Source organism: Streptosporangium sp. NPDC001681 (assembly GCF_040298085.1).
GTDB lineage: Bacteria > Actinomycetota > Actinomycetes > Streptosporangiales > Streptosporangiaceae > Streptosporangium.
In genome coordinates this window covers 1-22,632 of the sequence record NZ_JBEOZN010000051.1, presented here as the reverse complement: position 1 = coordinate 22,632, position 22,632 = coordinate 1, and the positions used below count along the sequence as shown (strand labels likewise).

At 68.9% G+C, this 22,632-nt stretch carries 25 protein-coding genes and 1 pseudogene; 11 read left to right on the top strand and 15 right to left on the bottom strand.

What is annotated here, in order from left to right; translation table 11 throughout:
* Nucleotides 1-558: 558 nt before the first annotated feature.
* The 9 genes from ABT130_RS23155 to ABT130_RS23115 form a co-directional block, all read right to left on the bottom strand.
* Complete coding sequence (locus tag ABT130_RS23155) at nucleotides 559-780, bottom strand: helix-turn-helix domain-containing protein (protein WP_343980091.1); 222 nt, start codon at nucleotides 778-780, stop codon at nucleotides 559-561.
* Nucleotides 780-1,271 carry a DUF2975 domain-containing protein gene (locus ABT130_RS23150; RefSeq protein ID WP_350958328.1) on the bottom strand — a complete coding sequence of 164 codons (492 nt, stop codon included), beginning with the start codon at nucleotides 1,269-1,271 and terminating at the stop codon, nucleotides 780-782. Before ABT130_RS23150 ends, ABT130_RS23155 begins: the two co-directional genes overlap by 1 nt.
* 712 nt (nucleotides 1,272-1,983) lie before the next feature.
* A complete protein-coding gene (locus ABT130_RS23145) occupies nucleotides 1,984-3,423 on the bottom strand; it encodes a multicopper oxidase family protein (protein ID WP_350958325.1) in 1,440 nt (479 codons plus the stop codon).
* 76 nt (nucleotides 3,424-3,499) lie between these two features.
* On the bottom strand, nucleotides 3,500-5,317 hold the full coding sequence (locus ABT130_RS23140; RefSeq protein ID WP_350958323.1) for a sensor histidine kinase: 1,818 nt from the start codon (nucleotides 5,315-5,317) through the stop codon (nucleotides 3,500-3,502).
* Nucleotides 5,308-5,913 carry a response regulator transcription factor gene (locus tag ABT130_RS23135; protein ID WP_350958320.1) on the bottom strand — a complete coding sequence of 202 codons (606 nt, stop codon included), beginning with the start codon at nucleotides 5,911-5,913 and terminating at the stop codon, nucleotides 5,308-5,310. Before ABT130_RS23135 ends, ABT130_RS23140 begins: the two co-directional genes overlap by 10 nt.
* 456 nt (nucleotides 5,914-6,369) lie before the next feature.
* Nucleotides 6,370-6,996: a dihydrofolate reductase family protein gene (locus ABT130_RS23130; RefSeq protein ID WP_350958317.1), complete on the bottom strand. Its 627-nt coding sequence runs from the start codon at nucleotides 6,994-6,996 to the stop codon at nucleotides 6,370-6,372.
* Complete coding sequence (locus ABT130_RS23125) at nucleotides 6,993-7,469, bottom strand: SRPBCC domain-containing protein (RefSeq protein ID WP_350915874.1); 477 nt, start codon at nucleotides 7,467-7,469, stop codon at nucleotides 6,993-6,995. The genes ABT130_RS23130 and ABT130_RS23125 overlap by 4 nt, the downstream gene beginning before the upstream one ends.
* Nucleotides 7,466-7,804: an ArsR/SmtB family transcription factor gene (locus ABT130_RS23120; protein WP_350958315.1), complete on the bottom strand. Its 339-nt coding sequence runs from the start codon at nucleotides 7,802-7,804 to the stop codon at nucleotides 7,466-7,468. Before ABT130_RS23120 ends, ABT130_RS23125 begins: the two co-directional genes overlap by 4 nt.
* A 254-nt stretch (nucleotides 7,805-8,058) precedes the next feature.
* On the bottom strand, nucleotides 8,059-9,129 hold the full coding sequence (locus tag ABT130_RS23115; RefSeq protein WP_350958312.1) for a hypothetical protein: 1,071 nt from the start codon (nucleotides 9,127-9,129) through the stop codon (nucleotides 8,059-8,061).
* 219 nt (nucleotides 9,130-9,348) lie between these two features.
* Here ABT130_RS23115 and ABT130_RS47800 point away from each other — a divergent pair.
* From ABT130_RS47800 to ABT130_RS23105, 3 genes and pseudogenes are all read left to right on the top strand, one after another.
* Nucleotides 9,349-9,627, top strand: a pseudogene (locus ABT130_RS47800) (DDE-type integrase/transposase/recombinase); the annotation flags it as partial.
* Nucleotides 9,588-9,803 carry an IS3 family transposase gene (locus tag ABT130_RS47795; RefSeq protein WP_502992197.1) on the top strand — a complete coding sequence of 72 codons (216 nt, stop codon included), beginning with the start codon at nucleotides 9,588-9,590 and terminating at the stop codon, nucleotides 9,801-9,803. The pseudogene ABT130_RS47800 and the gene ABT130_RS47795, both read left to right, overlap by 40 nt.
* Before the next feature lie 57 nt (nucleotides 9,804-9,860).
* Entirely contained in the window at nucleotides 9,861-10,265 is a 405-nt protein-coding gene (locus ABT130_RS23105) for a DUF4189 domain-containing protein (protein WP_350958310.1), read from the top strand.
* 12 nt (nucleotides 10,266-10,277) lie between these two features.
* Here the strand turns inward: ABT130_RS23105 and ABT130_RS23100 are convergent, their stop codons facing one another.
* Complete coding sequence (locus tag ABT130_RS23100; RefSeq protein ID WP_350958307.1) at nucleotides 10,278-10,523, bottom strand: hypothetical protein; 246 nt, start codon at nucleotides 10,521-10,523, stop codon at nucleotides 10,278-10,280.
* A 311-nt stretch (nucleotides 10,524-10,834) separates the two neighbouring features.
* Between ABT130_RS23100 and ABT130_RS23095 the strand changes: the two genes are divergently transcribed.
* The 4 genes from ABT130_RS23095 (at nucleotide 10,835) to ABT130_RS23080 (ending at nucleotide 13,734) form a co-directional block, all read left to right on the top strand.
* On the top strand, nucleotides 10,835-11,254 hold the full coding sequence (locus ABT130_RS23095) for a VOC family protein (protein ID WP_350958304.1): 420 nt from the start codon (nucleotides 10,835-10,837) through the stop codon (nucleotides 11,252-11,254).
* Nucleotides 11,255-11,395: 141 nt separating this feature from the next.
* Nucleotides 11,396-11,671 carry a hypothetical protein gene (locus tag ABT130_RS23090; protein WP_350958301.1) on the top strand — a complete coding sequence of 92 codons (276 nt, stop codon included), beginning with the start codon at nucleotides 11,396-11,398 and terminating at the stop codon, nucleotides 11,669-11,671.
* A 178-nt stretch (nucleotides 11,672-11,849) separates the two neighbouring features.
* On the top strand, nucleotides 11,850-12,542 hold the full coding sequence (locus ABT130_RS23085) for a TetR/AcrR family transcriptional regulator (protein ID WP_350958299.1): 693 nt from the start codon (nucleotides 11,850-11,852) through the stop codon (nucleotides 12,540-12,542).
* Between the two features lie 49 nt (nucleotides 12,543-12,591).
* Nucleotides 12,592-13,734: an FAD-dependent oxidoreductase gene (locus ABT130_RS23080; RefSeq protein ID WP_350958296.1), complete on the top strand. Its 1,143-nt coding sequence runs from the start codon at nucleotides 12,592-12,594 to the stop codon at nucleotides 13,732-13,734.
* Nucleotides 13,735-14,199: 465 nt separating this feature from the next.
* Here the strand turns inward: ABT130_RS23080 and ABT130_RS23075 are convergent, their stop codons facing one another.
* The 4 genes from ABT130_RS23075 to ABT130_RS23060 all read right to left on the bottom strand — a co-directional run bounded on the left by ABT130_RS23075 (nucleotide 14,200) and on the right by ABT130_RS23060 (nucleotide 17,247).
* Nucleotides 14,200-14,541, bottom strand: a complete 342-nt coding sequence (locus ABT130_RS23075; protein WP_350958294.1) for a sigma-70 family RNA polymerase sigma factor family protein — start codon at nucleotides 14,539-14,541, stop codon at nucleotides 14,200-14,202.
* A gap of 7 nt (nucleotides 14,542-14,548) precedes the next feature.
* Nucleotides 14,549-15,502, bottom strand: coding sequence for an RNA polymerase sigma-70 factor (locus tag ABT130_RS23070; protein ID WP_350958290.1), 954 nt, complete (start codon nucleotides 15,500-15,502; stop codon nucleotides 14,549-14,551).
* A 215-nt stretch (nucleotides 15,503-15,717) separates the two neighbouring features.
* Complete coding sequence (locus ABT130_RS23065) at nucleotides 15,718-16,473, bottom strand: SDR family oxidoreductase (RefSeq protein WP_350958287.1); 756 nt, start codon at nucleotides 16,471-16,473, stop codon at nucleotides 15,718-15,720.
* Nucleotides 16,474-16,788: 315 nt separating this feature from the next.
* Nucleotides 16,789-17,247, bottom strand: coding sequence for a MarR family winged helix-turn-helix transcriptional regulator (locus ABT130_RS23060; RefSeq protein WP_350958284.1), 459 nt, complete (start codon nucleotides 17,245-17,247; stop codon nucleotides 16,789-16,791).
* 89 nt (nucleotides 17,248-17,336) lie between these two features.
* Here ABT130_RS23060 and ABT130_RS23055 point away from each other — a divergent pair, with 89 nt between their 5' ends.
* The gene (locus tag ABT130_RS23055; RefSeq protein ID WP_350958281.1) at nucleotides 17,337-17,879 is read left to right on the top strand and encodes a GNAT family N-acetyltransferase; all 543 of its coding nucleotides are present in this window, start codon (nucleotides 17,337-17,339) and stop codon (nucleotides 17,877-17,879) included.
* A 243-nt stretch (nucleotides 17,880-18,122) separates the two neighbouring features.
* Here the strand turns inward: ABT130_RS23055 and ABT130_RS23050 are convergent, their stop codons facing one another.
* The gene (locus tag ABT130_RS23050) at nucleotides 18,123-19,451 is read right to left on the bottom strand and encodes a UDP-glucose dehydrogenase family protein (RefSeq protein ID WP_350958278.1); all 1,329 of its coding nucleotides are present in this window, start codon (nucleotides 19,449-19,451) and stop codon (nucleotides 18,123-18,125) included.
* 299 nt (nucleotides 19,452-19,750) lie between these two features.
* Here ABT130_RS23050 and ABT130_RS23045 point away from each other — a divergent pair, with 299 nt between their 5' ends.
* From ABT130_RS23045 to ABT130_RS23035, 3 genes are all read left to right on the top strand, one after another.
* Entirely contained in the window at nucleotides 19,751-20,812 is a 1,062-nt protein-coding gene (locus ABT130_RS23045) for an ABC transporter substrate-binding protein (RefSeq protein ID WP_350915843.1), read from the top strand.
* An 85-nt stretch (nucleotides 20,813-20,897) separates the two neighbouring features.
* Complete coding sequence (locus ABT130_RS23040) at nucleotides 20,898-21,731, top strand: ABC transporter ATP-binding protein (RefSeq protein WP_350958276.1); 834 nt, start codon at nucleotides 20,898-20,900, stop codon at nucleotides 21,729-21,731.
* A gap of 10 nt (nucleotides 21,732-21,741) precedes the next feature.
* Complete coding sequence (locus ABT130_RS23035; RefSeq protein WP_350915839.1) at nucleotides 21,742-22,599, top strand: ABC transporter permease; 858 nt, start codon at nucleotides 21,742-21,744, stop codon at nucleotides 22,597-22,599.
* The last annotated feature ends 33 nt before the right edge of the window (nucleotides 22,600-22,632 follow it).

Sequence of the window (22,632 nt, the reverse complement as noted above, 5' to 3'; positions counted from 1 at the left end):
CTGTGCCTCGATTTCTATGTCATCAGAATGGAAGTTCTGTCCGGCCAGTCCCCTACTTTGCCCCTGGCCGTAGCTTCGGGTGGTTTTGTTCGCCAGTTCCGGCCGCAGTTGTTCGCGACCGACGACCGCACCTCCGACCTGGTGTGGTCGATGTTCGCCAGTTCTGACCGCACCTGGTCGTCACACGAGCAGGTGCCGCTGACCTCGGCCAACACCCTGCCTGATTTCATCAGCGGCAACTGGCCCCACTTGTGGATCTTCGGTAGGTGCGAAGTTCGCGTGGGAGTTGGCCCCACCCCTGAGGGTCTACGGCGAAGCCTTGGCTGCCCGCCCAGCGACGAACCCCGCCCTTCCGCGCTGGAAGGACGGGGGATTTCGGTGGGGAGGTCACGTTCGCAGGTCGCGGTCGTCGACCAAGACGGTGCGGTGCACGTCAACCAGAATCTACCCAACGAGGTCGGGACAGTGCTTCGGGCGATCGGCGATCCACGTCCATGCGGTCGACGTGCCGTGTCAGGCCGGTGGTGCCAGGCGTTTTCACGCCCGCTCTGGGGCACGTCATCCGCCCGCGGCGTCCTCGGCCTCCCAGCGCAGCAGGTCGCCCGGTTGGCAGTTGAGTGCCTCGCAGAGCGCGGCGAGTGTCGTGAAGCGCACCGCCTTGGCGCGGCCGTTCTTGAGTACCGCCAGGTTGGCGGGTGTGATCCCGACGCGGTCCGCGAGGTCGCCCACGGACATCTTCCGCCTGGCCAGCATCACGTCGATGTCGACGACGATCGGCATCAGATCGTCTCGTCCAGCTCGGCCTGCATCTGCGCCGCTTCGACGTCGCGCGCGACGGCCTGGGCGAGCAGCATCCGCAGCACGAGCACGATGAGCGCGACCCCCAGGATGGCCAGGCCGACGACGCCCATGATGACGGTGACGCCCGGGTCGGCCCGCTGGCCCGGCGCGTTGAGGGCCGTGACCGCGAACCATAGGAGGGCAGCCGCCACGATCGCGCCGATCACGGCGTCCACGTATCGGAAGGCGGCGGAAGAGAACACGGTTTTGCGTCGGACCATCGTCACCAGCCGCCATACGCTGACCAGGGCGACTTGGGCCGACACCATGCCCAGGATCGTGATCACGCGCAGCGGGGTCAGCGGGAGCGACCCGTCCTCCGGGTCGCTCCCGCTGGCCAACGCCCACACCGTAAATGCCTGTACGAACACGGTGCCGGCGAGCACCACCACGAGCACGGCGCGAAGCGCACGCACTGTCAGCTTTCCCATGACCCATCCTTCTATCGAGTTGCGATGATAATCTATCGAATCTCGATAGGGGAGGCAAGAGTTGGGGCGGAGGGCCGGCGGCGGTTTCGCACCGTGGCGGGACGCCGTCGCCCCCGCCCATGGCATGGCGTGCGCGCGAACCGCCTTGATCTTGTCGAAGTCGGCCTTGCTTGAGCGCAAATCGGACGCCACCCGACTACGCCGAAGCCCTGCGGCCGACGGGGGCAGCCGGGTGGGGCCAAACTCGTTGGTCCCCGTTCCGGTCGCCGGCCGGCTGGGGCCATCCACGTTGGGGCGGGGCCAGAAACCGTTGGTACAACCACCCTGCCTCTCGTCGATGTCAACGACCTGAGCCCATGACTGCGGTCACTTCTCACGAACGCCGGCCCACCTCGGTGCGGTCGGAAGTGGCGAGCATTCGCGGTCACTTCTCACGAACGAAATCACTTCGGGAGTCCTGGGCCTCCACCGCCTGACCAGCCCTATTAGCCCTTTCCGGCTTACTTGGTCTGCCCCCCTTCCTGATCCGGCCGCGGCGCATCCAGGCCTGGCGGGAGGCGAACGAACTGCGCGGACGCGACCTCATGCGCGACGGCCGCCGGCTCGGCTGACCGCCCTTCAATCAACACCGCCCGTGCCAGAGCGTGCAGGCAGCGCAGGAAGCCGCGGTTGGGCTCATGCCGACCGGACGGCTCCCGCGATGCGGTCGGCGCTACATGTGGTGGGCGGTGATCGTGCGGGGCACCTGGTTCTCGGTGCCAGGCGGCACGATCACGAATTGCCCCATCATGCCGGAGTCCTCGTGCCGGAGGATGTGGCAGTGGTACATGTACGGCGTGGCCGGGTCGGTGAAGTGGCCGAACCGGACGGCGAGCCGCACCGTGCTCTTCGGCGGCACGTAGACGGTGTCCTTGTGGCCGCTCGCGTACGCGGGTGGTTTCTCCCCGTCCACGTCGAGCACCTGGAAGGCCACCTCATGGATGTGGAAGTTGTGCGCGTAGACGGTGTTCTCGATCTCCCAGATCTCGGTGGCACCGGCGGGAACCACCTCGTCGATGCGTGCCATATCCATTTCCTTGCCGTTGATGGCGTCGTGGCCGTTGAGCCGGAACCGGCGGACCTTGGCGTTCGGTGGGATCACGATCGGAGCGGGGTCGGCCAGGCGGGACGGCAGGCGGGGGGAGGCGGCGAGCCGCGGCTCGGCGACGATCTTCAGGAGGTCGAAGTCGCCCTCGTCGATGTCATCGGATCCCGAGATCGTGCGCAGCAGGACCTGCTCGCCGGCCGTGAAGGTCACGACGACCTCCACGCGCTCGCCCGGCGTGAGAGAGACCTGGTCCACCTGGACCGGGGCGGGCAGCAGGCCGGCGTCGTTGCCGACGACGTGGAACGTGCGGCGGTCGGCGAACGTGAGGTGGTACATGCGGGCGTTGGATCCGTTGAGGATCCGGAAGCGCACCCGCTCGGTGCGCACGTTCAGGAACGGGGCGTGCGTGCCGTTGACCAGCATGTGGTCGCCCAGGATGCCGAAGGTGCCCTTCAAGGGGTCGCCGATCGGTAAGCCGTCCTCGGTGAGCTTCTTGTCCTGCAGGATGAGGGGGATGTCGTCGATCCCGTAGCTCGCGGGGAGCTCCGCCGTGGTCCCGTCGTCGATGATGAACATGCCCGCGAGGCCGCGGTAGACGTGCTTGGCGGTCTGGCCGTGCGGGTGCGGGTGGTACCAGGATGTGGCGGCGGGCTGGTCGATGGTCCAGTGCGGATTCCACGTTGCGCCCGGTTCGATCGTCTGGTGGGGCCCGCCGTCCATCTTCGCGGGGAGCCGCATGCCGTGCCAGTGCACGGTGCTCGCCTCGTCCAGCCGGTTGGTAACCGTCATCCGGACCCTGTCGCCGCGTGCCGCCCGGATCGTCGGCCCGAGGTGCGGGCCGTTGAACCCCCAGGTCTCGACCGGCTTGCCGGCCAGGATCTCGCTTCGGCCCCGCTGCATCGTCAGCGCGAACCTCCGTGTCCCGTCCTTGCCCACCTTGGGTTCGAGCAGTGGTGGCACCTGCAGCTTGGTGCGAAAGGCGGCCGGATCGCTCTCGGCGCTGGAGCCGCAGGCCGAGGCGAGGCCCGAAAGCGCGGCGAGCGCGAGGAACTGTCGACGATTCATGGTCCCCGTTGATCTTCGTATCGATGTGAAGGTTCAACTGTGCGGCACCGGGCGCTCACCGGCACAGTCGCCGGGTTCACCTCGTGGGCGTGAGATCCTCATGATCGACCGGGATACGGGCGAGGAGCTCGAAGCGATCGCCGGTCCAGGTGGTGGTGAGTTCGCCGCCGATGGCGGCCAGGCGGGCGCGCATGCTCCGCAGCCCCGTGCCGGGCTCGTCGGAAGCGGGGGCGGCCCCGTCGTTGGCCACAAGCAGACGTACGCGACCATCCTCGACGGCGATCTCGACCACGCACTCCTCCGACGTGCTGTGCCTGAGCACGTTGGTGACCGCCTCGCGCAGCACCACCGCGAGCACGGGCTCGGCCGGCCCCCGCACGGACGCGGCGTCGACCCGTACGGCTGCTCCCGCCGACTCCAGCACGGCCCTGGCGGAGTCGACCTCGGCGGCCAGCGACAGGCGCCGATCCGGTGCGCTCAACCCGGCGACGTCCGCGAGCGCGGCCCGCGCCGCGTCCGTCATCCGCTCGAGTTGCTCCATCGCCCGGCCCGGATCCGTCTTCAGCAGCCGCAGCGTGAGCTCTCCGTGCAGGACGACCGCGGTGAGACCACGGCCGAGCAGGTCGTGCACGTCCCTGCCTACCCTCAGCCGCTCGCGCAGGGCCGCCACCTCGACGAGCTCGGCCCGGGTACGGCGGAGCTCGGTGACGAGAGTGACCAGCCGGGTCAGGCCGTAGACCGCCAGCGCGGTGGCCAGGGCACTGCAGAACTGGTAACCGGCAAGGAGCGTGCCCCCGGTGAACCAGCCCTCCATCGCCGAGATGCCGCAAATCGCCATGCACAGCGGCCATGACACCCGCGCCTGCGCGTAGAGCAGGAGGACGCCGGCGAAGAACCCCGACACCACGAGCCCGGATGTCTCCCCGTCCAGCAGAGGCGCGTAGATGGTCATGCCCTGAGCCACCAGTGTCCAGACCAGGCCCTTGGGCCGCCTGCCCGCGCGCAGGGCGGCCAGGTGCCAGAACTGCAGAGCGAAGGTCAGGGGCAGCAGGGCCAGATAGCCGGCGTCTCCGGAGCCGGAATCGAGTGCCTCGTCGGCGGCGAAGTTGAACAGCGACTGCCCGATGAACAACACGTGCGTGACGACGAGAATCGGCGTGGCCTGCCGTACGATCCGCCCGTCGCGATCGCGAGGCGGGACCGGGATCGGGCCGTCGGCGGGCGGCAGGGACCGTACGCGGTCCAGCGCCTTCCGTGCGATGGCGACGGCTTGGGAGACCTGTTTCCGCACCACCTCCGCCTCGCCCTGGCACCGTGCCCGCCGCGCCAGCCGCTCGACGGCGGACACGCTGCTCACCACGAGGTGCTGTACGTGCCGCCACAGCCGTAGCCGCTCGACCTCCTCGGCCCTGGCCGCCAGCTCGGATCGCTCCCGGCCAACCCGGTCCAGCAGGTCGGCGAGGCGGCTGAGGCCGTACAGCATCAGACCGACATTGAGGGGGGCGACGACCGCGTAATAGATCTCCATGGGCGCGCGGTCCAGCGCGGACGCCACGGCGCCCTCGACGACCGCGATCAACCCCAAGAGCAGCCACGCGGCGGGACCGCTCACCATGAGAAGGGCCGAGGCGGCCACGAACGCCGAGCCGCCCGCCCGCCAACTGTCGGCCTCGGCCAGCAGGGGAAGGTAGTTCAATACGGCCTGCACCGGGAAGAGCACGGCCGACAGGCGCCGCCTGCCCGGGAGCGAGATCGGCAGCTGGAGCGCGGCGACCCCCATGATGCTCGCCACGGTCAACGGCCCGGCCGAGGCCTCGCCGAGGTAGAAGCTCACCCGTAGGACGCACACCACGCAGATGAAGGCGGCGAGCAGGCGGGCCGGGCTCAGAGCCAACCGGCGTCCTGGGCTATCCGGACAGCGTGCAGCCGGTTGCGGGCGTGCAGCGTGGCGACGATCCCGGTGAGGTAGTTGCGTACGGTGCCTGCGGACAGGAACAGCGCCTCGGCGATCTGCTCCACGTCCTCGCCACAGGAGAACCTCCGCAGTACCTCCAGCTCGCGCGGCTTGAGCGGGCTCTCGACCACCTCCAGCGCCGCCACGGCGAGCTTGGGATCGATCACCCGCTCACCCGCCGCGACCCTCCTGATCGCATCGGCAAGCCGGTCCGGCGGAGCGTCCTTGACCACGAACCCGGACGCCTGGGCGGCGAAGGCCTTGCGGACGCTCCCCGGGCGGCCGTAGCTCGTCACGATCAGCACCCGGCACTGCGGCACCCGCCTGCGCAGCTCGGCTGCGGCGGTGAGCCCGTCGACGCCGGGCAACTCGACGTCGATCACCGCCACATCCGGCTTGGACTTCAGCGCCAAGGGCACGATCTCGTCGCCGGTCGCCGCCTCCGCGACCACCTTGATGTCGGGTTCGAGTTCGAGCAGTGCGACCAGCGCCCCTCGGACCATGTGCATGTCCTCGGCGAGCAGAACCCGGATCACCTATCGCCCCCTACCCTCAAGACCCACTTTCGCCCTATTCCTACCATCTCGTGTGATCTTCATTTTGGATCATGAAGTATTCACGCCCTGAGCGACTCGGGCCGGAGTTCAGGATCGACGAGCACTCGCCCGGCTGCGATCCGCCCGGCGGGCCACGTACCCTGTTCCGCTTCGAGTCCGACACCCCGGCGGGGGTACGTCAAGTACGCCGAGCTGGTCGAGGCCGGCTATCACGGGATCGCCGAGCCGTTCGACCAAGCTCGGCAGAAGGCTCAACTGACGCAGACCTCACCCGACACCACAACGCGATCGCTCTTCGTCCGCTACCGCCGCCTCACCAAATGAGACGACCTCTAAAAGAACAGGCCCTGGCACCAGGTCGAGTTACGGGGCGTTGTAGGTGCGAGGATGCGGCGTGATCAAACCCGGTGAACGTATCCGGTCCTGGTCACCGCACTAGACAAAGGCCGTGACGCCCTCATATTCCGCTACCGGGGCAGCGCCGACGGTCTCGTACTGGAGCAGCAGCAGGCCGTTCGCTGTCACCTCGTGGCGGACGAGTCGAAGACCGACGGGTCCGCTCGGGTGGTCGAGCAGCCGCCGCCCGGAACCGGTCACGACCGGGGCGACGACGAGCCGAAGCGTGTCGACGAGACCCGCCGCCAACAGGGCGTTGCCGAGTCTCGCACTCCCGTGGATCTGGAGTTCCCGTCCTGGCTGCGCCTTGAGTTCCCCGACGGTCTGGATCGGGTCACCGCGGAGCACGGTCGTCGGATGCCAGCACCCTTCGGCGAGGGTGTTGGTCACCACGTACTTCGGTAGTGAGTTCATCCGCTCGGTGTACGGGTCGTCCGGGTCGGTGATCTGCGGCCAGTCCCGGGCGAACGCTTCGTAGGTTCGCCGCCCGAGCAGCAGACCGTCGGCGAGGTCCAGCCAGTCGGAGGTACGCCGGACGAAGAGTTCGTCCAGGTGGGGCACGAGCCAGCCGCCCCGGGTGAAGCCGTCGCTCGTGTCCTCTGTCGGTGAGCCGGGGCCCTGGCTGACCCCGTCGAGGGTGACGAACCCGGTGAGAGCGATCTTCACCGCGCGGCCTGGCTCTCCGCGACCACGGCGAGTTGCTTGGTGACCGAGCCATAGCCTTCGAAGAAGCCGAGTTCCTCGTGGCGGGCGCGGGCGGCCGGATCGCCGTGCCGGACGATGATCCGGTAGTCCGTACCGTCCGGATGATCGCTCAGCGTGATCTCGGCTGTCATGGGCACCGGCGCGGGATTCGCGGGGCGCCAGGCGCTGTCGATCGCGTTCGTGAACACGATCCGCTCGAACTCGTCGACGACGAGGAAGCTCGCGTTGATGTGCGGGACGAAGTCCACCCCGTCGTCGCTCAGTCGCGTCACGAGCGCGCCGCCGGGCCGGACGTCGAGGCGGTCGACGCGGCACACGGTCGGCGCCGGGACCCACCACTTCTCAAAGCGGGACGGATCAGTCCACGCGCTCCACACCGCGGCGCGGGGGGCGCGGATGACCCGCTGCAGGGTCAGGTCAAGATCGGGGTTCATGGTTGTTTCTCCTTCGGATCGGTGACGAGGCGTTCGAGCCGGTCTGTGCGCTCCTCCCAGATCTGGCGCTGCTCCGCGAGCCAGCCGTCAACGAGAGCGAGACGGTCGCGGTTGAGCACGCAGGTGCGCACCCGGCCGAGCTTGACCGTGCGGATCAGGCCGTTCTCCTCGAGCGTCCGCACGTGCTTCATAAAGGAGGGAAGGGTCATCGGGAACTCGCGGGCGAGATCGCCCACGCTCGTCGGACCGCGACCGAGGCGTCGGATGACGTCGCGCCGCGTCGGGTCGGCGAGGGCGACGAACACGCCGTCGAGCTCCGCCGAATACTGTGCCATGCGGCTAAGTATTGCTCGCCGAAACACTTAGCGCAAAGGCAAAGTATTCAGGTCGTCCCAGGTACCCGGCCATGGCGCCGGCAGGCCAAGGCCTTGAATCGGGCCCCTCCAGGCCGGTGATCCCCGCAGCGTCCCGGATCTTGATGCGGAACGGCGGCACAACCCGCTGCCACGACAGAGCGACACTTGCCGGAATCACCGCGCCCCTGGTCGATGAGCGGGTGCGAGTACTCAAACACCCAACGGACACCGCACTAGCGGGCCACGTACGTGATCATCGACGGGTGGTCGACCTGGACGGCGCCGTTGTAGCAGGTGATGTACCGGATGCTCACGTACGCCGGGTACGACTCCCAGGGGGCGAACAGGTTGCAGAACTCCGAGCCGTAGCCGAACGCGGTGACCTGGACGTTGTCCCGGTATCCGGTGTTGCCGAAGATCACCTGCTTCCTGGCGACCGCGGACCTGCTGAGCTGCACGCCCCCGGACTGCGAGTTGTAGCTGACCGGGTACGGCGTCGGCACGTAGACGCCCGGGGTGTCGGGGGCGTTGTCGAAGGTGTAGGCGAAGCGGTACGGCTGGGGTGTCCAGGTGATGGCCCGCTCGCGGTGGTAGGTCAGGCTCCATCCGGTGTTCAGCGATGTGCCGGTGGCGTCGTAGCAGCGCACGATGATGCTCTGCGCGGCCGTCGTCGCGGTCCATCCGCCCAGCTTGCAGCGTGCCGGTACGGCCGAGTCGACCGCGGTGACCTGGATGTTCCCGGCGTGGCCCGCCGAGCCGAGCCCCGGCAGGGTGACCCGCCACGTTCCCGGGGCCGTCAACGGCTCGGCGGTGTTCACCGCGGTCGGCGCCGAGGAGTTGAACCGCGCGGCCACGGCGGAGCCGTCCCAGTGCACGTACCCGAACGCCTGGGGCGCGGGCAGGTACTGGGCGCTGTACCCGAAGGTGACGGAGAACCACGAGGCGATCGGGCCCACACCGTATCGGTGGCACTGCACCGCCACGATCTCGTCGGCGCCCGACTGCCACCAGCCCTGGACCTGACACCAGTCGGCGGACTGGGAGATCGCCGTGACGTGGGCGACTCCCCCGGCGGCCATGCCGATCTGCGGGAACTTCACGAACACCTGGCCGGGGCCGCCCGGGGTGGCCTCGACCTTGAGCCCGTCCGGCCACGAGCCCGCCTGGCGCATGGAGTCCACGACGGCGCCGCTCCTGACGACGGCGAACCCCCAGCGGGGAGGCTCGGCCGCCGCGGCGTCCGTGGCGGCCGCGGCGAGCCCGGTCGCGGCCAGGGCCGCGATGCAGAGCGTTCGTACGATCACTGCCCATAGCCGGCGCATGTCATCCTTCGTCCACATCGGAGTGGTGGTCGTGAGCGGGGCTCAGGCTCTTGATAACCCGCCAACCGGGCGGCTGAGAAGACCCAAATTGACAGATGAACTTGACTCCTGTTCGACAGGTACGGCCATGTCGTGGATGTCGATGCCGGACTGATTGGTGCGCCGGCGCGTCCCAACGCCACCGGCGGCCGAGGACTCCTCCTCTACCTGGCGGTCGTGCTCGATGTGTTCTCCCGGCGGATCGTCGGCTGGGCGATGGCCGAGCACATGCGCACCGAGCTGGTCACCGACGCCTTGGCGATGGCGATCCACCAGCGCCGCCCCGGCTCCGGGGTGATCCATCACAACCCCAGACAGCACACCTCGATCGCGTTCGGTCGACGTTGTGAGCAGGTCGGCGTGCGCCCCTCGACCGGCCCGGCACGTGCTTCGACAATGCCATCACCGAGAGCCTTTTCGCCGCACCGGAGTGCGAGCTGATCGACCGGCGAACCTTCCGCACCAGGTCAGAAGCCGAGCGTGCGGCATTCGCCTACATCGAGGGGTTCTACAACCCGCGCCGCCGTCACCCCGCCAACGGACAACTCAGCCCTGCCGAATACCTGCGGCGCCAAGCCCTCAAACCCATCCAAAAAGACGGTTATGCTGCCGCATAGCCGAAAGCCCTGACGTGTCTACTGAATCGGGGCAAATCCACACGAAGGGGAAACATCATGCAGTTAGGGAAGAAATTCACTGCCATCGCCGCTTGCGCCTTCATGGTGAGCGGGGTGCTGGCCACGGCGTCCCCCGCAGCGGCTACTGCGGCTACCGCGGGGGAAAGTGCAGCACGTTACTATTACGGCGCCATTGCCGTGGCGCGGGACGGCAGTATCGGCAGGTCCTGGGATTACAGAACAGCGTCTGCCGCCAGGAAGCGGGCACTGAAGGCATGCGGCCGCTCCAGCTGCAAAGTCCTTACCACCTTCGTCAACGGTTGTGGCGCTGTCGCCTACAATTCCAGGAGAAACGTCTACTGGGGCGGCAGGGGGAGTACAGCCGCCAAGGCGAAAAGGAACGCTATAGCCAATGCGGGCGGCGGCCGCTGGGTCGCCTATCAATGCACCACACGATACTAGTGCTGCACCGCGTCAATTCGTTGAGGGTGGGCTGAGCCAGGCGGTGGGATCGTTGAGGTAGAGGCCGCAGGCACAATCGATTGCTTCTTCGGGGCTGCCGACAGGCAGGATGTTGTCCTGGCAGCCGTCGCGGCCGGCGAGGTAGATCGCGAAGCCCCAGGTGTGCAGGACTCCGCCGAAGCTCAGGCGGCACAGCGGTAGCACCTCAGCGCCGGGCAGTACCCCGTCGACGTAGGCGAACCCGCCCCGGTAACGCACCTGGCCCCGGTCCAACCGCGGCCGGCGAGCGCGGGCGTGCTCGTTCAGGCGCTGGCGCCGGCGACTCGGGCGGGTTCTTCGGCATGGCCCCATCGTGCCCGTTGACGTCTCGGTCCGCCATGATCCTCACATGGCGGGCCGACGGCGGAAAAAGCGAGGCGAGACAGTGCGGGCACAGGCGGTGCAGCGGAAGCCACACGGCGGTCGCCGCCTCGGTCCGGTACTTGGCGGCCAGCGGGTGCCCGACGGGGATGGCCTTGACGAACACCCACTTCCCGCCAAGGTCGAGACGCACGGAAGGGGATCGCGGGATGAGCAAGGCGACCACCGGAATGCTGCACCATGTCGAGCTCTGGGTGCCAGACCTGCCACGGGCCGTCGCCGGCTGGGGGTGGCTGCTGGGCGAGCTGGGCTACACCCTCTTCCAGAACTGGGCCGACGGGCGGAGTTGGCGGCTCGGCTCCACCTATCTGGTCCTTGAGCAGTCGCCCGCTCTCAGCGCGGACGAACACGACCGGCGCCGCCCCGGCCTGAACCATCTCGCCTTCCACGTCGAGAGCCGGGCCATGGTCGACGCCCTGGTCGAGCGGGCACCGCGGCACGGCTGGACCCTGCTGTTCCCGGAACGTCATCCCCATGCCGGCGGCGAGCGGCACTACGCCGCCTACCTGGAGGACGCCGACGGATTCGAGGTCGAACTCGTCGCCCCCGAAACATCACCTCGAACCTGACACGACACACTCAACCGCCCCACGGCTCCGGCCGAGCACATGCGGCCACCACCCCGGCGGCCCGCTGACCGCTCCTATCCCAGACGAAGTCCTCGCCTTGCCGGTTCGCGTGCTGTTCACCGAGGGTGAGCTTCCGCTGCGATGCCGGGTGTGGCGGTCTTCGGCCCCCTGTTCGCATGGGCCACCCAGCACTACGCACCCGGTGGTGGCGATCCGGGCGAAGGCACGCTCGCCGATGTGAACCTTTCGGGCATGTCCGCATCGGCCAAGGACGCCTACCTGCACGCGGTCGCCCACGGCACGCAGCGGATCTTCCTGGTCTGCGCCTTCGCCGCCGCCGTGTTCATCAAGGAGGTACCGCTGCGCGGCAAGCCCGGCACCGCCCCGGCCAAACCCGCGGCATCTGCCGCGAAGTGAGCCAAGACCCTGCACGACCACGGCCGACGGCACCCGGCCATCCTGTCGAACCCGTTCGTTACGAACGGACGGCTTCTTGACTCCCGGAAGGCCCCGCCCCGTTCGCCCACGGCCCGGCGGGGAACCCCCGGGCGCGAACGAACTTGTTCGTAGCGAACATGTTCGTTACGATGCGGTCATGACCCCACGGACCCCTGCCCCCCGAAGTCGCCGGGAGCGGCCCGCCAAGCCCGCCCTCACCTACGACGGCATCGTCGCCACCGCGGTCCGCCTCATGAGAGCCGAGGGACTGCAGCGCGTCACCATGCGCCGACTGGCCCAGGAACTCGACACCGGCCCCGCCTCGCTGTACGTGTACGTCGCCAACACGGCCGAACTGCACGCCGCGATCCTGGAAGAGTTGCTCGGTGCGGTCGACCTGACCCCGGCAGGCAGCGAAGGCGATTGGCGCGACCGGCTGGCGAAGGTGCTCCTCTCCTACACGCGGGTCCTGTTCGACCACCCCAGCCTCGCCCACTCCGCCCTGGTCGCCCGCCCCTCCGGCCCGAACTACCTGGCGCTGGTCGAGACGATCCTCGCCCTGCTGCACGAGGGCGAGGTACCCGACGCGCAGGCCGCGTGGGGGGTGGACGTGCTCTTGCAGGTGGCCACCGCCACCGCCGCCGAGCAGTCCGCCCGCGACGGCGCCATCGATGCCGAGGATGAACACAACGGGCTCATCGCCGCGCTGGGGGAGGTCTCCGCCCAGACGCATCCACGCATCGCCGCACTCGGCGCCGACCTCGTCTCCGGCACCCCCCGGCAGCGCCTGGCCTGGATCTTCGGGGCCGTCATCAACGGCACGCGCACCACCCCACGGACCACGAACTGAACCGGCGCAGTGTCCGTGCACTACCGACTCAGAAAGCGAAGGCACCGTTATGAGCACGACGCACCATCCCGTAGCCGTCATCGGCGCCGGACTCAGTGGCCTGCCCCTGGCCCGTGTCCTGCACGTGAACGGGATCGAGTCCGCCGTCTTCGAGCTGGACGCCGACCGGCACGCGCGCGCCCAGGGCCGCATGCTCGACATCCACGAGGACTCCGGCCAGGCGGCCCTGCACGCCGCTGAACTGCACGAGCGGTTCCGGGCCAGGGTCCACCCCGGCGGCGAAGCCCTGCGGGTCCTCGACAAGCACGCCCATGTCCTGCTGGAGGAGACGGATGACGGCGAGGGCGGCCGCCCCGAAATCGACCGGGGTGACCTGCGCGACCTCCTGCTCGATTCGCTTCCCGAGGGCACCGTCCGCTGGGACAGCAAGGTCACCGGCGCCCGGCCGCTCGGCTCCGGACGACATGAGGTGACTCTCGCCGACGGCACCGCCTTCACCACCGACCTGCTCGTCGGCGCGGACGGTGCCTGGTCCCGTATCCGGCCGCTGCTCTCCGACGCCGTCCCCGCCTACACCGGGATCTCCTTCGTCGAGCTGAACCTCCTCGACGCCGACACCCGCCATCCGCAGTACGCCGAGCTGATCGGGGGCGGGATGTTCTTCGCACTCGGCGACGACAGGGGATTCCTCGCCCACCGCGGGACCGACGGCGGCCTGCACGTCTACGCCGCGCTGCGCGCTGCCGAGGACTGGCTGTCCACGATCGACTTCACCGATACCGACGCCGCCAAGGCCGCGCTGTCGAACCACTTCACGGACTGGGCCCCCGGCCTGCGCAACCTGATCGCCGACGCCGACGGCGAGCTGATCCCCCGCCTCATCCACGCGCTGCCCGTCGGACACCGCTGGGAGCGCGTCCCCGGCGTCACGCTGCTCGGCGACGCCGCACACCTGATGTCCCCCTTCGCCGGTGAAGGCGCCAACCTCGCCTTGATCGACGGTGCGGATCTGGGACAGGCGCTCGCCGCCCACCCGGGGAACACCGAGGCCGCGCTGTCCGCCTATGAGGCAACCCTCTTCGAGCGAAGTGAGAAGTCCGCCCGGGAGTCCGCGCAGAGTCTGGAGACCGTCTTCAACGACCAGGCACCGCAGCCGCTCGTCGACATGTTCACCTCCTTCGCAGCGCGATGAACCCCGAGCGCCGACGCTGCCCTCATCACGGGCGGAGTGCCGTCCCGGATCCCCATCCCTTCACACCTGGGATGACACCGAACAGCCGGACGCCCTCGCCTCCGTGGCCGACCTCGCCGATGCCTACCCGGAGCTGCTCGAACAGCTCGTCACAGGCCCAGCGACCGCCCAGGCACCTGCTTCGGCGGCTGGATCGCCTCTGCCCGTACGCCACCAGCCGGAATTGCCCCTCGCCATGGCCCATCCCCCGATACAAACCCCCAGACGGCTCGTCGTACAGTCCCGTTGGCGGTGACAGGTCGGGCTGGGGCCCGGCTGAGGTGCCCTGACGGGTCACTTCGAGTAGGGCAGAGCGCGGTCGCCGTCGTGGTCGTCGTCCATGGACGGCTTCGGGAGAGTGACCGGATCGTTCATCGTGCCGCCTCTCCTGTCGAGGTCGCGGGCAGCCTGTGGTTGGGGCGCTGGTCATGGGCGGTGCCAGCACCGCAGCTTGTCCGGGTTCAGCACGATCCACACAGCGGTGACCTCGGCTCCGGTGACGCTCACGCTGACCACCGCCACGGCCTGACCGGCCAGGCGCAGTACCAGGCCGGTACGGCCGTTGACAGACTCGGCGGTCAGCACGGTACCGGGTTGACCGGTCAACAGGGCCGCGACGAGCCGGGCGACCTCGTTCGCACCGTGGATCGGGCGCGACACGGCCCGCACCTTGCCGCCGCCGTCGCTCACGACCATCACGTCAGCGGCCAGGACCGCCTCCAGCGCCGCGGTGTCTCCCGTGTCACACGCCGCCGCGAACCGGCGCACGACATGATCATGCCTGTCGAGCATGGCCTGGGCGGATCTGTGCCGATGAGGGGGACGCGGACACCGCAGTGATCTTGGCCGGGTTCATCATCCACAGCACCTGGTCGATGCCCTGGGCCGAGGCGTTGACCGTGAGCACCGCGAACACTTCGCCGTCGCGGCACAGCAGAGCGGACGCCTGCCCGTTCGCGCTCGCCCACTCCACCTCGACCCCGTCCCAGAACCGGTCCGCGAACGCCCTGACGTACTTCGCCACCCGGAACGCGCCCACCACGGGGATGCGAGAGGCCCGGACGACGCCACCGCCGTCGGAGTGACTGGTCACGTCCGCCGCGAAGAGTTCCTCCAGCGCGGCCAGGTCACCGGAGCGGGCGGCGGCGACGAAGGCTGTCAGCAGCCTCCGTTGCTCGGCTCCGGTCACCGGCGCGCGACGCTCGGCGACCACGTGCTTGCGGGCCCTGCTGACCAGCTGACGGACCGCCGCCTCGCTGAGCTGGATGATGTCGGCGATCTCCTGGTACGGGTAGTCGAACGCCTCCCGCAGCACGTATGCCGCGCGTTCGTTGGGCGAGAGCCTCTCCAGGAGAAGCAGGACCGCGAACCCCAGGGCCTCGCCCCGCTCGGCGCCGAGGTGCGGATCCGCACTGGTGTCGACGGGTTCGGGAAGCCACGGGCCGATGTAGGTCTCGCGGCGGACCCGCGCGGACTGGGCGACGTTGATGGCCAGCCGCGTGGTCGCCGTCGCCAGGAACGCGGCCGGGTTGGCCACCGTACTGCGATCACAGGTCTGCCAGCGCAGCCAGACGTCCTGCACCAGGTCCTCGGCTTCGGTGACGCTGCCCAGCATCCGGTACGCGATCCCGAACAGGCGCGGCCGCAGGCCCGCGAAGATCACTGCGGCCTGTTCAAGATCTTCCGGCACACCGGATTCGTTCGCCGGCACGGTATCCGCCACCGTCATCCCCCTCTCACCCGTGTCCCACACTCTGCCGGTGAACCCATCCTGGACCCACGACCCTCGTCTACCGCCTTCAAACCGCTCGCCGAGCAGCTATGACAGGACAGGCGGGTGGTTTGTGACAACCCCGGGAGATCTCATCCGGCGGAGCGGCCAGGGGCGGCTGACGGTCCGCGCCCTCGGCGACCGCGACGACGTCGCGATGCCCGGCGGGGGCGCTACCTCCCGGCCGTGGCCCGGCCCGGCCAGTCGCCGTACCGTGTCTCGCCGAGAATCGCGTCGCCGGCCGGTACCAGGGTCCCCTCGCCCAGCTCGGCTCCGAAGTAGCGCGCGTGCGGGTCGGTGACCACCTCACGCGGATCGTCCCAGGCGGCCAGGGCGTCCCGGAAGAACTCGTCCATCCGGAACCGCTCGGGCCCGGCGACCTCGACCCTCCCGTTCACCGGCAACCCCACCGAGATCCTGCCGACCGCCTGGGCGACCTCGTCGCCCGCGATGGGCTGGAAGAGCACCGGTGCCATCCGGACCGTGCCGCCGTCGGTGGCCGCAGCAGCGATGCTCCGGACGAACTCGAAGAACTGCGTCGCGTGCACGATCGAGTACGGGATCGACGAGTTCTCGATCAGCTTCTCCTGAGCGATCTTCGCCCGGAAGTAGCCGCTCTCGGGCAGCCGCTCGGTCCCCACCACCGACAGCGCGACGTGGTGGCCGACGCCTGCCGCCGCCTCCGCGGCGAGCAGGTTGCGGGTGGAGGTCTCGAAGAACTTCAGTACCGCGGTGTCCTCGAAGGACGGGGAGTTCGACACGTCGATCACCACCTGCGCGCCGGTCAGGGCCTCGGCGAGCCCTTCGCCGGTAAGGGTGTTGACGCCGGTGCTCGGCGCTGCCGCCACCGCCTCGTGGCCGTGCTCGCCGAGCTTCGTCACGAGCTTCGACCCGATCAGACCGGTACCGCCGATTACCACGATCTTCATGACAAACCTTCCTGGCCGCCGGGGCGTCCGTCACCATCCGGTCGTCAGCTAAGACAGGACAGCCCTCCGGCCTGTGACGGCTCAGGCGAGATTCCTCGGGTTGCGGATCCCCGGCGCCGAGGCGTCACAAACCGAGACGCTGTCTGTCTTTCGGTAAGGCGGACTTGCCGTCAGCAAGCCGACTACCTACTGGACGAGTAGGAACGCGATCGCTTTCCGCCACATCAGTGGTGATGTGGCGGGGTTCGGAAGCACCGTTCGCCCACGAGCGATCCAGCGGCGGCAAACAGCGCGCCATCACCGGCAAGACGATTCTCATGCGATGACCCCGCAGTCCGGCGGTTCGACCGGCCGGCGCAGGCGGTCAGCGTGCCGGACCTGGTTGTGCAGCGCCAGGCGCAGGAACGTCTCGATGGTGTCGAGTTCGGCGGTGCTGAACCGGAGGAGTTCGGTCTGCGCCTCGGTCACGATCGGCCCCCAGACCTCCCGCACGGCTCTCTGCCCCTGTTCGGTCAGGTTCACCAGGATCCGGCGCCGGTCCGCCGTGTCGCGGATCCGCGTGGCCAGGCCGGCCCGCTCCAGCCGGTCGATCGCGGTGGTGGCGGCACCCCCGGTGAGACCGGCGGCGGCCGCCAGCTCGCTTGCGGTGAGCGGGCCGCGGGCGGTCAACCGGCTCAGGCACCTCAGGTCGGTGCGGTTGACGCCGAGGCGCCGGGCCGCCAGCTCGTCAATGAGATCGGTGGCGTCCTGGAGCTCCTGAACTGCCCTGGTCACGGCATGGACCTTATTTTGCTTTGACAATCTAACCCTTAGAAAGTTGAATTAATTGGGTCGCGTGAAGTCTAACCCTCCGGGAGACCCCGATGCCACGTCCTTCCGTCCAGCCGCGGTCGGCGACGACCGATGACGTTCCGGCCCTGCTGTCCCTGATGGACTCCGTCCATACATGGCTCATCACCCAGGGCCGCCCGGAGCAATGGGGAACGGTACCGTTCTCCCGAATCCCGGGCTTTCCCGACCGAGTCTCCGACTGGACGCGCCAGGGCGTCATCACCCTGGTCGAGCGGAACGGCCGGTGCGTCGGGATGCTGGCCGCCGCGCCCATGGTTCCGCCACGGATCCCCGCCGCCGTGGTGCCCGACGGATCGATGTTCATCCACACCGTGATGACCGACCGCGGCCCCGGCGGCCGCGGCGTCGGTTCGGCCCTGCTGGAGGAAGCCGCACGTCTCGCCAGGGCGCACAGCGCTCCCGCACTGGCTCTGGACCACTGGGCGGGCAGCCCCGAGCTGGGACGCATCTACGACGACCACGGCTACATCAAGGTCGCCGAGTACACCGACGAGCAGGACGGGAAGGCCATCCGCAACGCCGTACGCGTCCGCTACCTGAGCGTCGCCGACTGAACGCGTCAGAACGAGGCCCGGAACCGGCCTGACATGCCATCGGCCGCACGTTCCTGGACGTCGGTCGAACCTGAGCAGTGTCTCCTCGGTGAGGTCGTCCCCCCAGCAGCCGTACCGGGTCGAACGGAGCTTTCGGCGCGACGAGGGTGGTGAAGGGAGTCGGCCACCACCATCCGGGGACACCGGCAGCCCGGCACCGCCGCCTCCCGCCCTTCCACGTCCGCTTTGACTCGACCACCGCGCCTACGGACGCTGGGGCCGGCGGCCGAGCTGCCAGACCTCCCATCCGGCGGCGAGCCACGGGCCCGGCTCGACCGCGTTGCGCACGTCCACCAGCACCCGGTGACGTACCAGGTCGGCGGTGTCCGCGGGGAGCTTGGGGTCGGCGGTGAACTCCGGCCACTCGGTGGCGAGTACGACGAGATCGGCGTCCGTGATGGCCTGCTCGGCGGTGTCGGCGTAGCTGAATTCGGGGTGCAGCTCGCGAGTGGCGGCGATGGCCGCGGGGTCGTAGATGACCGGTGTCGCGCCGCGTTCGGCCAGCCTCTCGGCCAGGCGCAGGGCGGGCGAGTCGCGTACGTCGCTGGTCCCGGCCTTGAACGCCGTGCCGAGGAACGCGATGGTACGGCCGTCGATCGAACCGCCGTGCGCCCTCTCGATCAGCCTGACCGCCGCCGGGACCCGGTCGGCGTTGATCGATTCGACGGCCGTCAGGAATCCGTGCGCGTTCCGCGCGCCCAGCTCGCCGACGCGGTGCGTGAAGGCCGCCACATCCTTGGGCAGGCACCCGCCGCCGTAGCCGATGCCCGGCCGCATCCCGTCGTGCCCGATCCGCTTGTCGACGCCGATCGCGTGGGCGACCGTGTTCACGTCCGCTCCGACGAACTCGCACACCTCGGCTATCGCGTTGATGAACGAGATCTTGGTGGTCAGGAACGCGTTCGCGGCCGACTTGATCACCTCTGCCGTGGGCGGGTCCGTGAGGATCAATCCCACCCCGTGGTCGAGGATCGGCGCGTACACCTCCTCGACCGCCTCGCGGGCCTGCCGGGAGGTCAGGCCGACCACGACCCGGTCGGGGAACAGGGAGTCCCGCACGGCATGGCCCTCACGCAGGAACTCCGGATTCCAGACCAGCTCCACACCGGAGACCCGCGCGTCAGCGTCGATGATCTTCTGGAGCCGTTCGACGGTGCCGACCATCACCGTGCTCTTGCCGACGATCGTGGCCGGCCTGCTCAGCAGTGGGACCAGCGACCGCATCGCGTCGATCACCTGGGTCATGTCGTAGCCATGGCCGTCTTCGCGCAGCGGGGTGCCGACCGTGATGAAGTGCAGGTCGGCGAAGTCCGCGGCCTCCCCCAGATCGGTGGTGAAGCGGAGCCGGCCGGAGGAGGTGTGCCGGACCAGGAGGTCCTCGAAGCCCTCCTCGAAAAAGGGGGCGATGCCGTTGCCCAGGGCTCGGCACCTGTCGGGATCCGACTCGACACCGATCACCTCATGACCGATCTCGGCCATCGCGACGGCGTGCGGAGCACCGAGGTGACCGCATCCGATCACGGAAACGCGCATCTTGGGTCCTGTCCGTTGGCTTCCTCGGGCGCATGCGGGATGCGTTCCAAGAAGTTATCGCGTGTCGGGGTGCCGAGGTGTCGGCTCGGCGGCATTCACCCCTCAAGTCCAGGGATCGACACGGCTCTTTGCCGCTGAATGTGTGCGGGCCGGCCGTACGGTCCCGTCGGCGACATCGCACCGAGAAACACGAACTGGTAACGACTCGCACCCATGCGGTCACCGCCGCTTGACAGGAGGCCGCATTTGCCATTTTATGCACTTAACCGACTTATTAAGTAGGAATTAAGGAGTAGTCAATGAGGGTTCGCAGGCTCCGGGGGATGGCAGTGGCACTGGCCGCGGTCACGGTGACAGCCCTCGCGGCGGCCTGCGGAGGAGGCGGGGGGTCCTCCGGCGGCGACACGGCGAAGACGACGACCGAGGTCCGTCTCGGTTTCTTCCCGAACATCACGCACTCCACGGCCCTGGTCGGGGTACAGAAGGGCTTCTTCGCCAAGGCACTCGGCAGCGACGCGACGCTGAAGGTCTCCACCTTCAACGCCGGACCGGCCGCGACCGAGGCGATCTTCTCCGACGCCATCGACGCGACCTACATCGGGCCGAACCCGGCCATCAACGCCTGGTCGAAGTCCAAGGGCGAAGCCATCAAGATCGTCGCAGGTGCGGCGTCCGGCGGCGTGTTCCTCGTGGTCAAGCCCGAGATCAACGGCGTCGAGGACCTCAAGGGCAAGAAGATCGCCACGCCTCAGCTCGGCAACACCCAGGACGTCGCGCTGCGCTACTGGCTCAAGGAGAAGGGAATCGAGACCGACACCAAGGGCGGCGGCGAGGTGTCGATCCTCCCCCAGGAGAACGCCCAGACCCTGCAGACCTTCGCCACCGGCGACATCGACGGCGCCTGGGTGCCCGAGCCCTTCGCGAGCCGCCTGGTCCAGGAGAGCAAGGGCAAGATCCTGCTCACCGAGGCCGACCTCTGGCCGAACAAGCAGTTCGTGATCACGCACCTGATCGTGCGGCAGCAGTTCCTCAAGGACCACCCCGACCTGGTGAAGAAGCTGATCGAGGCGCACGTCGAGTCCAACGCCTTCATCCAGTCGGACCCGACGGGCGCCAAGGAGGCGGTCAACGCGGAGCTGAAGGAGCTGACCGGCAAGCCCGTCGCGCCGGCGGTCCTGGACAGCGCCTTCGGCAACATCACCTTCACCAACGACCCGATCGCGTCCTCCCTCGTCGGCAGCGCCGACCACGCCCAGAAGGTCGGCCTGCTCGACCCGGTGGACCTGAACGGCATCTACGACCTCACCATCCTCAACGAGGTCCTGGCGGCCAAGAGCCAGCCTGCGGTGAGCGACAAGTGATCGACCCGAGCAGGCGGCACAGAACAGCAGAGTCGAAGCGGCGCCTCCGGTCACGGGCCGGCGAGCCGCTGGTCAGGGAGGCGAAGTGACAGCTCCGATACAGGAGCTGCGCCCCGGCCGGACCGACGGGCACGAGCCCGCGGTCCGGCTGGACGCGGTTTCCAAGGTGTACGGCAGGGAGCTCCTGGCCCTGGACCAGGTCACGCTCTCGGTGGACAGGGGCGAGTTCGTCTGTCTGCTGGGCGCGTCCGGCTGCGGCAAGAGCACGTTGCTCAACCTCGTCGCCGGCCTGGACCGCCCCACCGCCGGAGAGATCGACACCAGGGACGCCCGCATCGCGATGATGTTCCAGGAGCCGGCCCTGTTCCCCTGGCTCACCGTCTCGGGGAACATCGAGCTGGCGCTCCGGGTGACGAGCTCGGGTAAGAACACCACGAAGAAGGAGCGCCGCGCGCGGGCGATGGAGTTCCTGGAGATCGTCCACCTCGGTGGCTTCGGCGACAAGCGCCCGCACGAGCTGTCCGGTGGCATGCGCCAGCGGGTCGCGCTCGCCAGGGCCCTCGCCCAGGACGCCGACGTGCTCCTCATGGACGAGCCCTTCGGCGCCCTCGACGCGATGACCCGTGACCTGCTCCACGACGAGCTGGAGCGGATCTGGCGGGAGCGGGAGCTGTCCGTCTTGTTCGTCACCCACAACGTGCGCGAGGCCGTACGGCTCGGCGACCGGGTCGTCCTGCTGAGCAGCAGGCCCGGCAAGGTGATCGAGGACTTCCCGGTGACGCTGTCGCGGCCGCGCCGTACCGACTCCGGTGAAGTGGCCGAACTGGCCTCCACCATCACCGGCAGGCTGCGCCAGGAGGTGCTGCGCCACGCCAAGCCGGCGGCGCAGCCGCCCGTCGGCGCCGGGATCGAGAAGTAGCGGGTGCCCAATGACTACTGATCTTTCCCAGCACATCGCCGGTCTGGACGCGCTGGAGCTGTCCAACCGGGAACGGCAGAGCCTGGCCTCAAGGGTCTGGGCCAGAAGCTGGCCGATGATCTCGGCGATCGTCCTCGTCCTCGCCGTCTGGGAGCTGGTCGTGCTCAGCGGGTGGCGCCCGGAGTACGTCCTTCCCGGCCCGGTGACCGTCCTTGAGGATCTGTGGAACCGCCTCGGTGAGGCCGAGTTCTACGAGGCCCTGGGCGTGACGATGCGCCGCGCGATCACCGGGTTCGCGATCGCGGTGCTGGTCGGGCTCGTGGTCGGCGCGGCCGTGTCACGGGTCCGGCCCCTGCGGGCGGCGCTCGGCTCCCTGATCACGGGCCTGCAGACCATGCCCTCCATCGCGTGGTTCCCGCTGGCGATCCTGTTCTTCAAACTCAGCGAGAGCGCGATCATGTTCGTGGTCGTCCTCGGGGCGGCGCCGTCGATCGCCAACGGGCTCATCGCCGGCGTGGACTACACCCCGCCGATCCTGCTCCGTGCCGGGCACATCCTCGGCCTGCGACGCCTGGCGCTCTACCGGCACGTCATCCTGCCCGCGTCGCTGCCGTCGTTCCTGTCGGGGCTCAAGCAGGGCTGGGCGTTCGCGTGGCGGTCCCTGATGGCGGGCGAGCTTCTCGTGATCATCGCCCACCAGGCGTCGATCGGCGAACAGCTCGACAACGCCCGGGAGCTCTCCGACGCGCCCGGCCTCCTCGCGACGATGATCGTGATTTTGATCATCGGCATCGTCGTGGACATGTGCTTCGGCGCGGCCGACAACGCTCTGCGGCGTCGCTGGGGGCTCGACCAGCGCGTCGGCTGATGCGGGCCGGGGGGGGGGGGGGGCCCGGGGGGG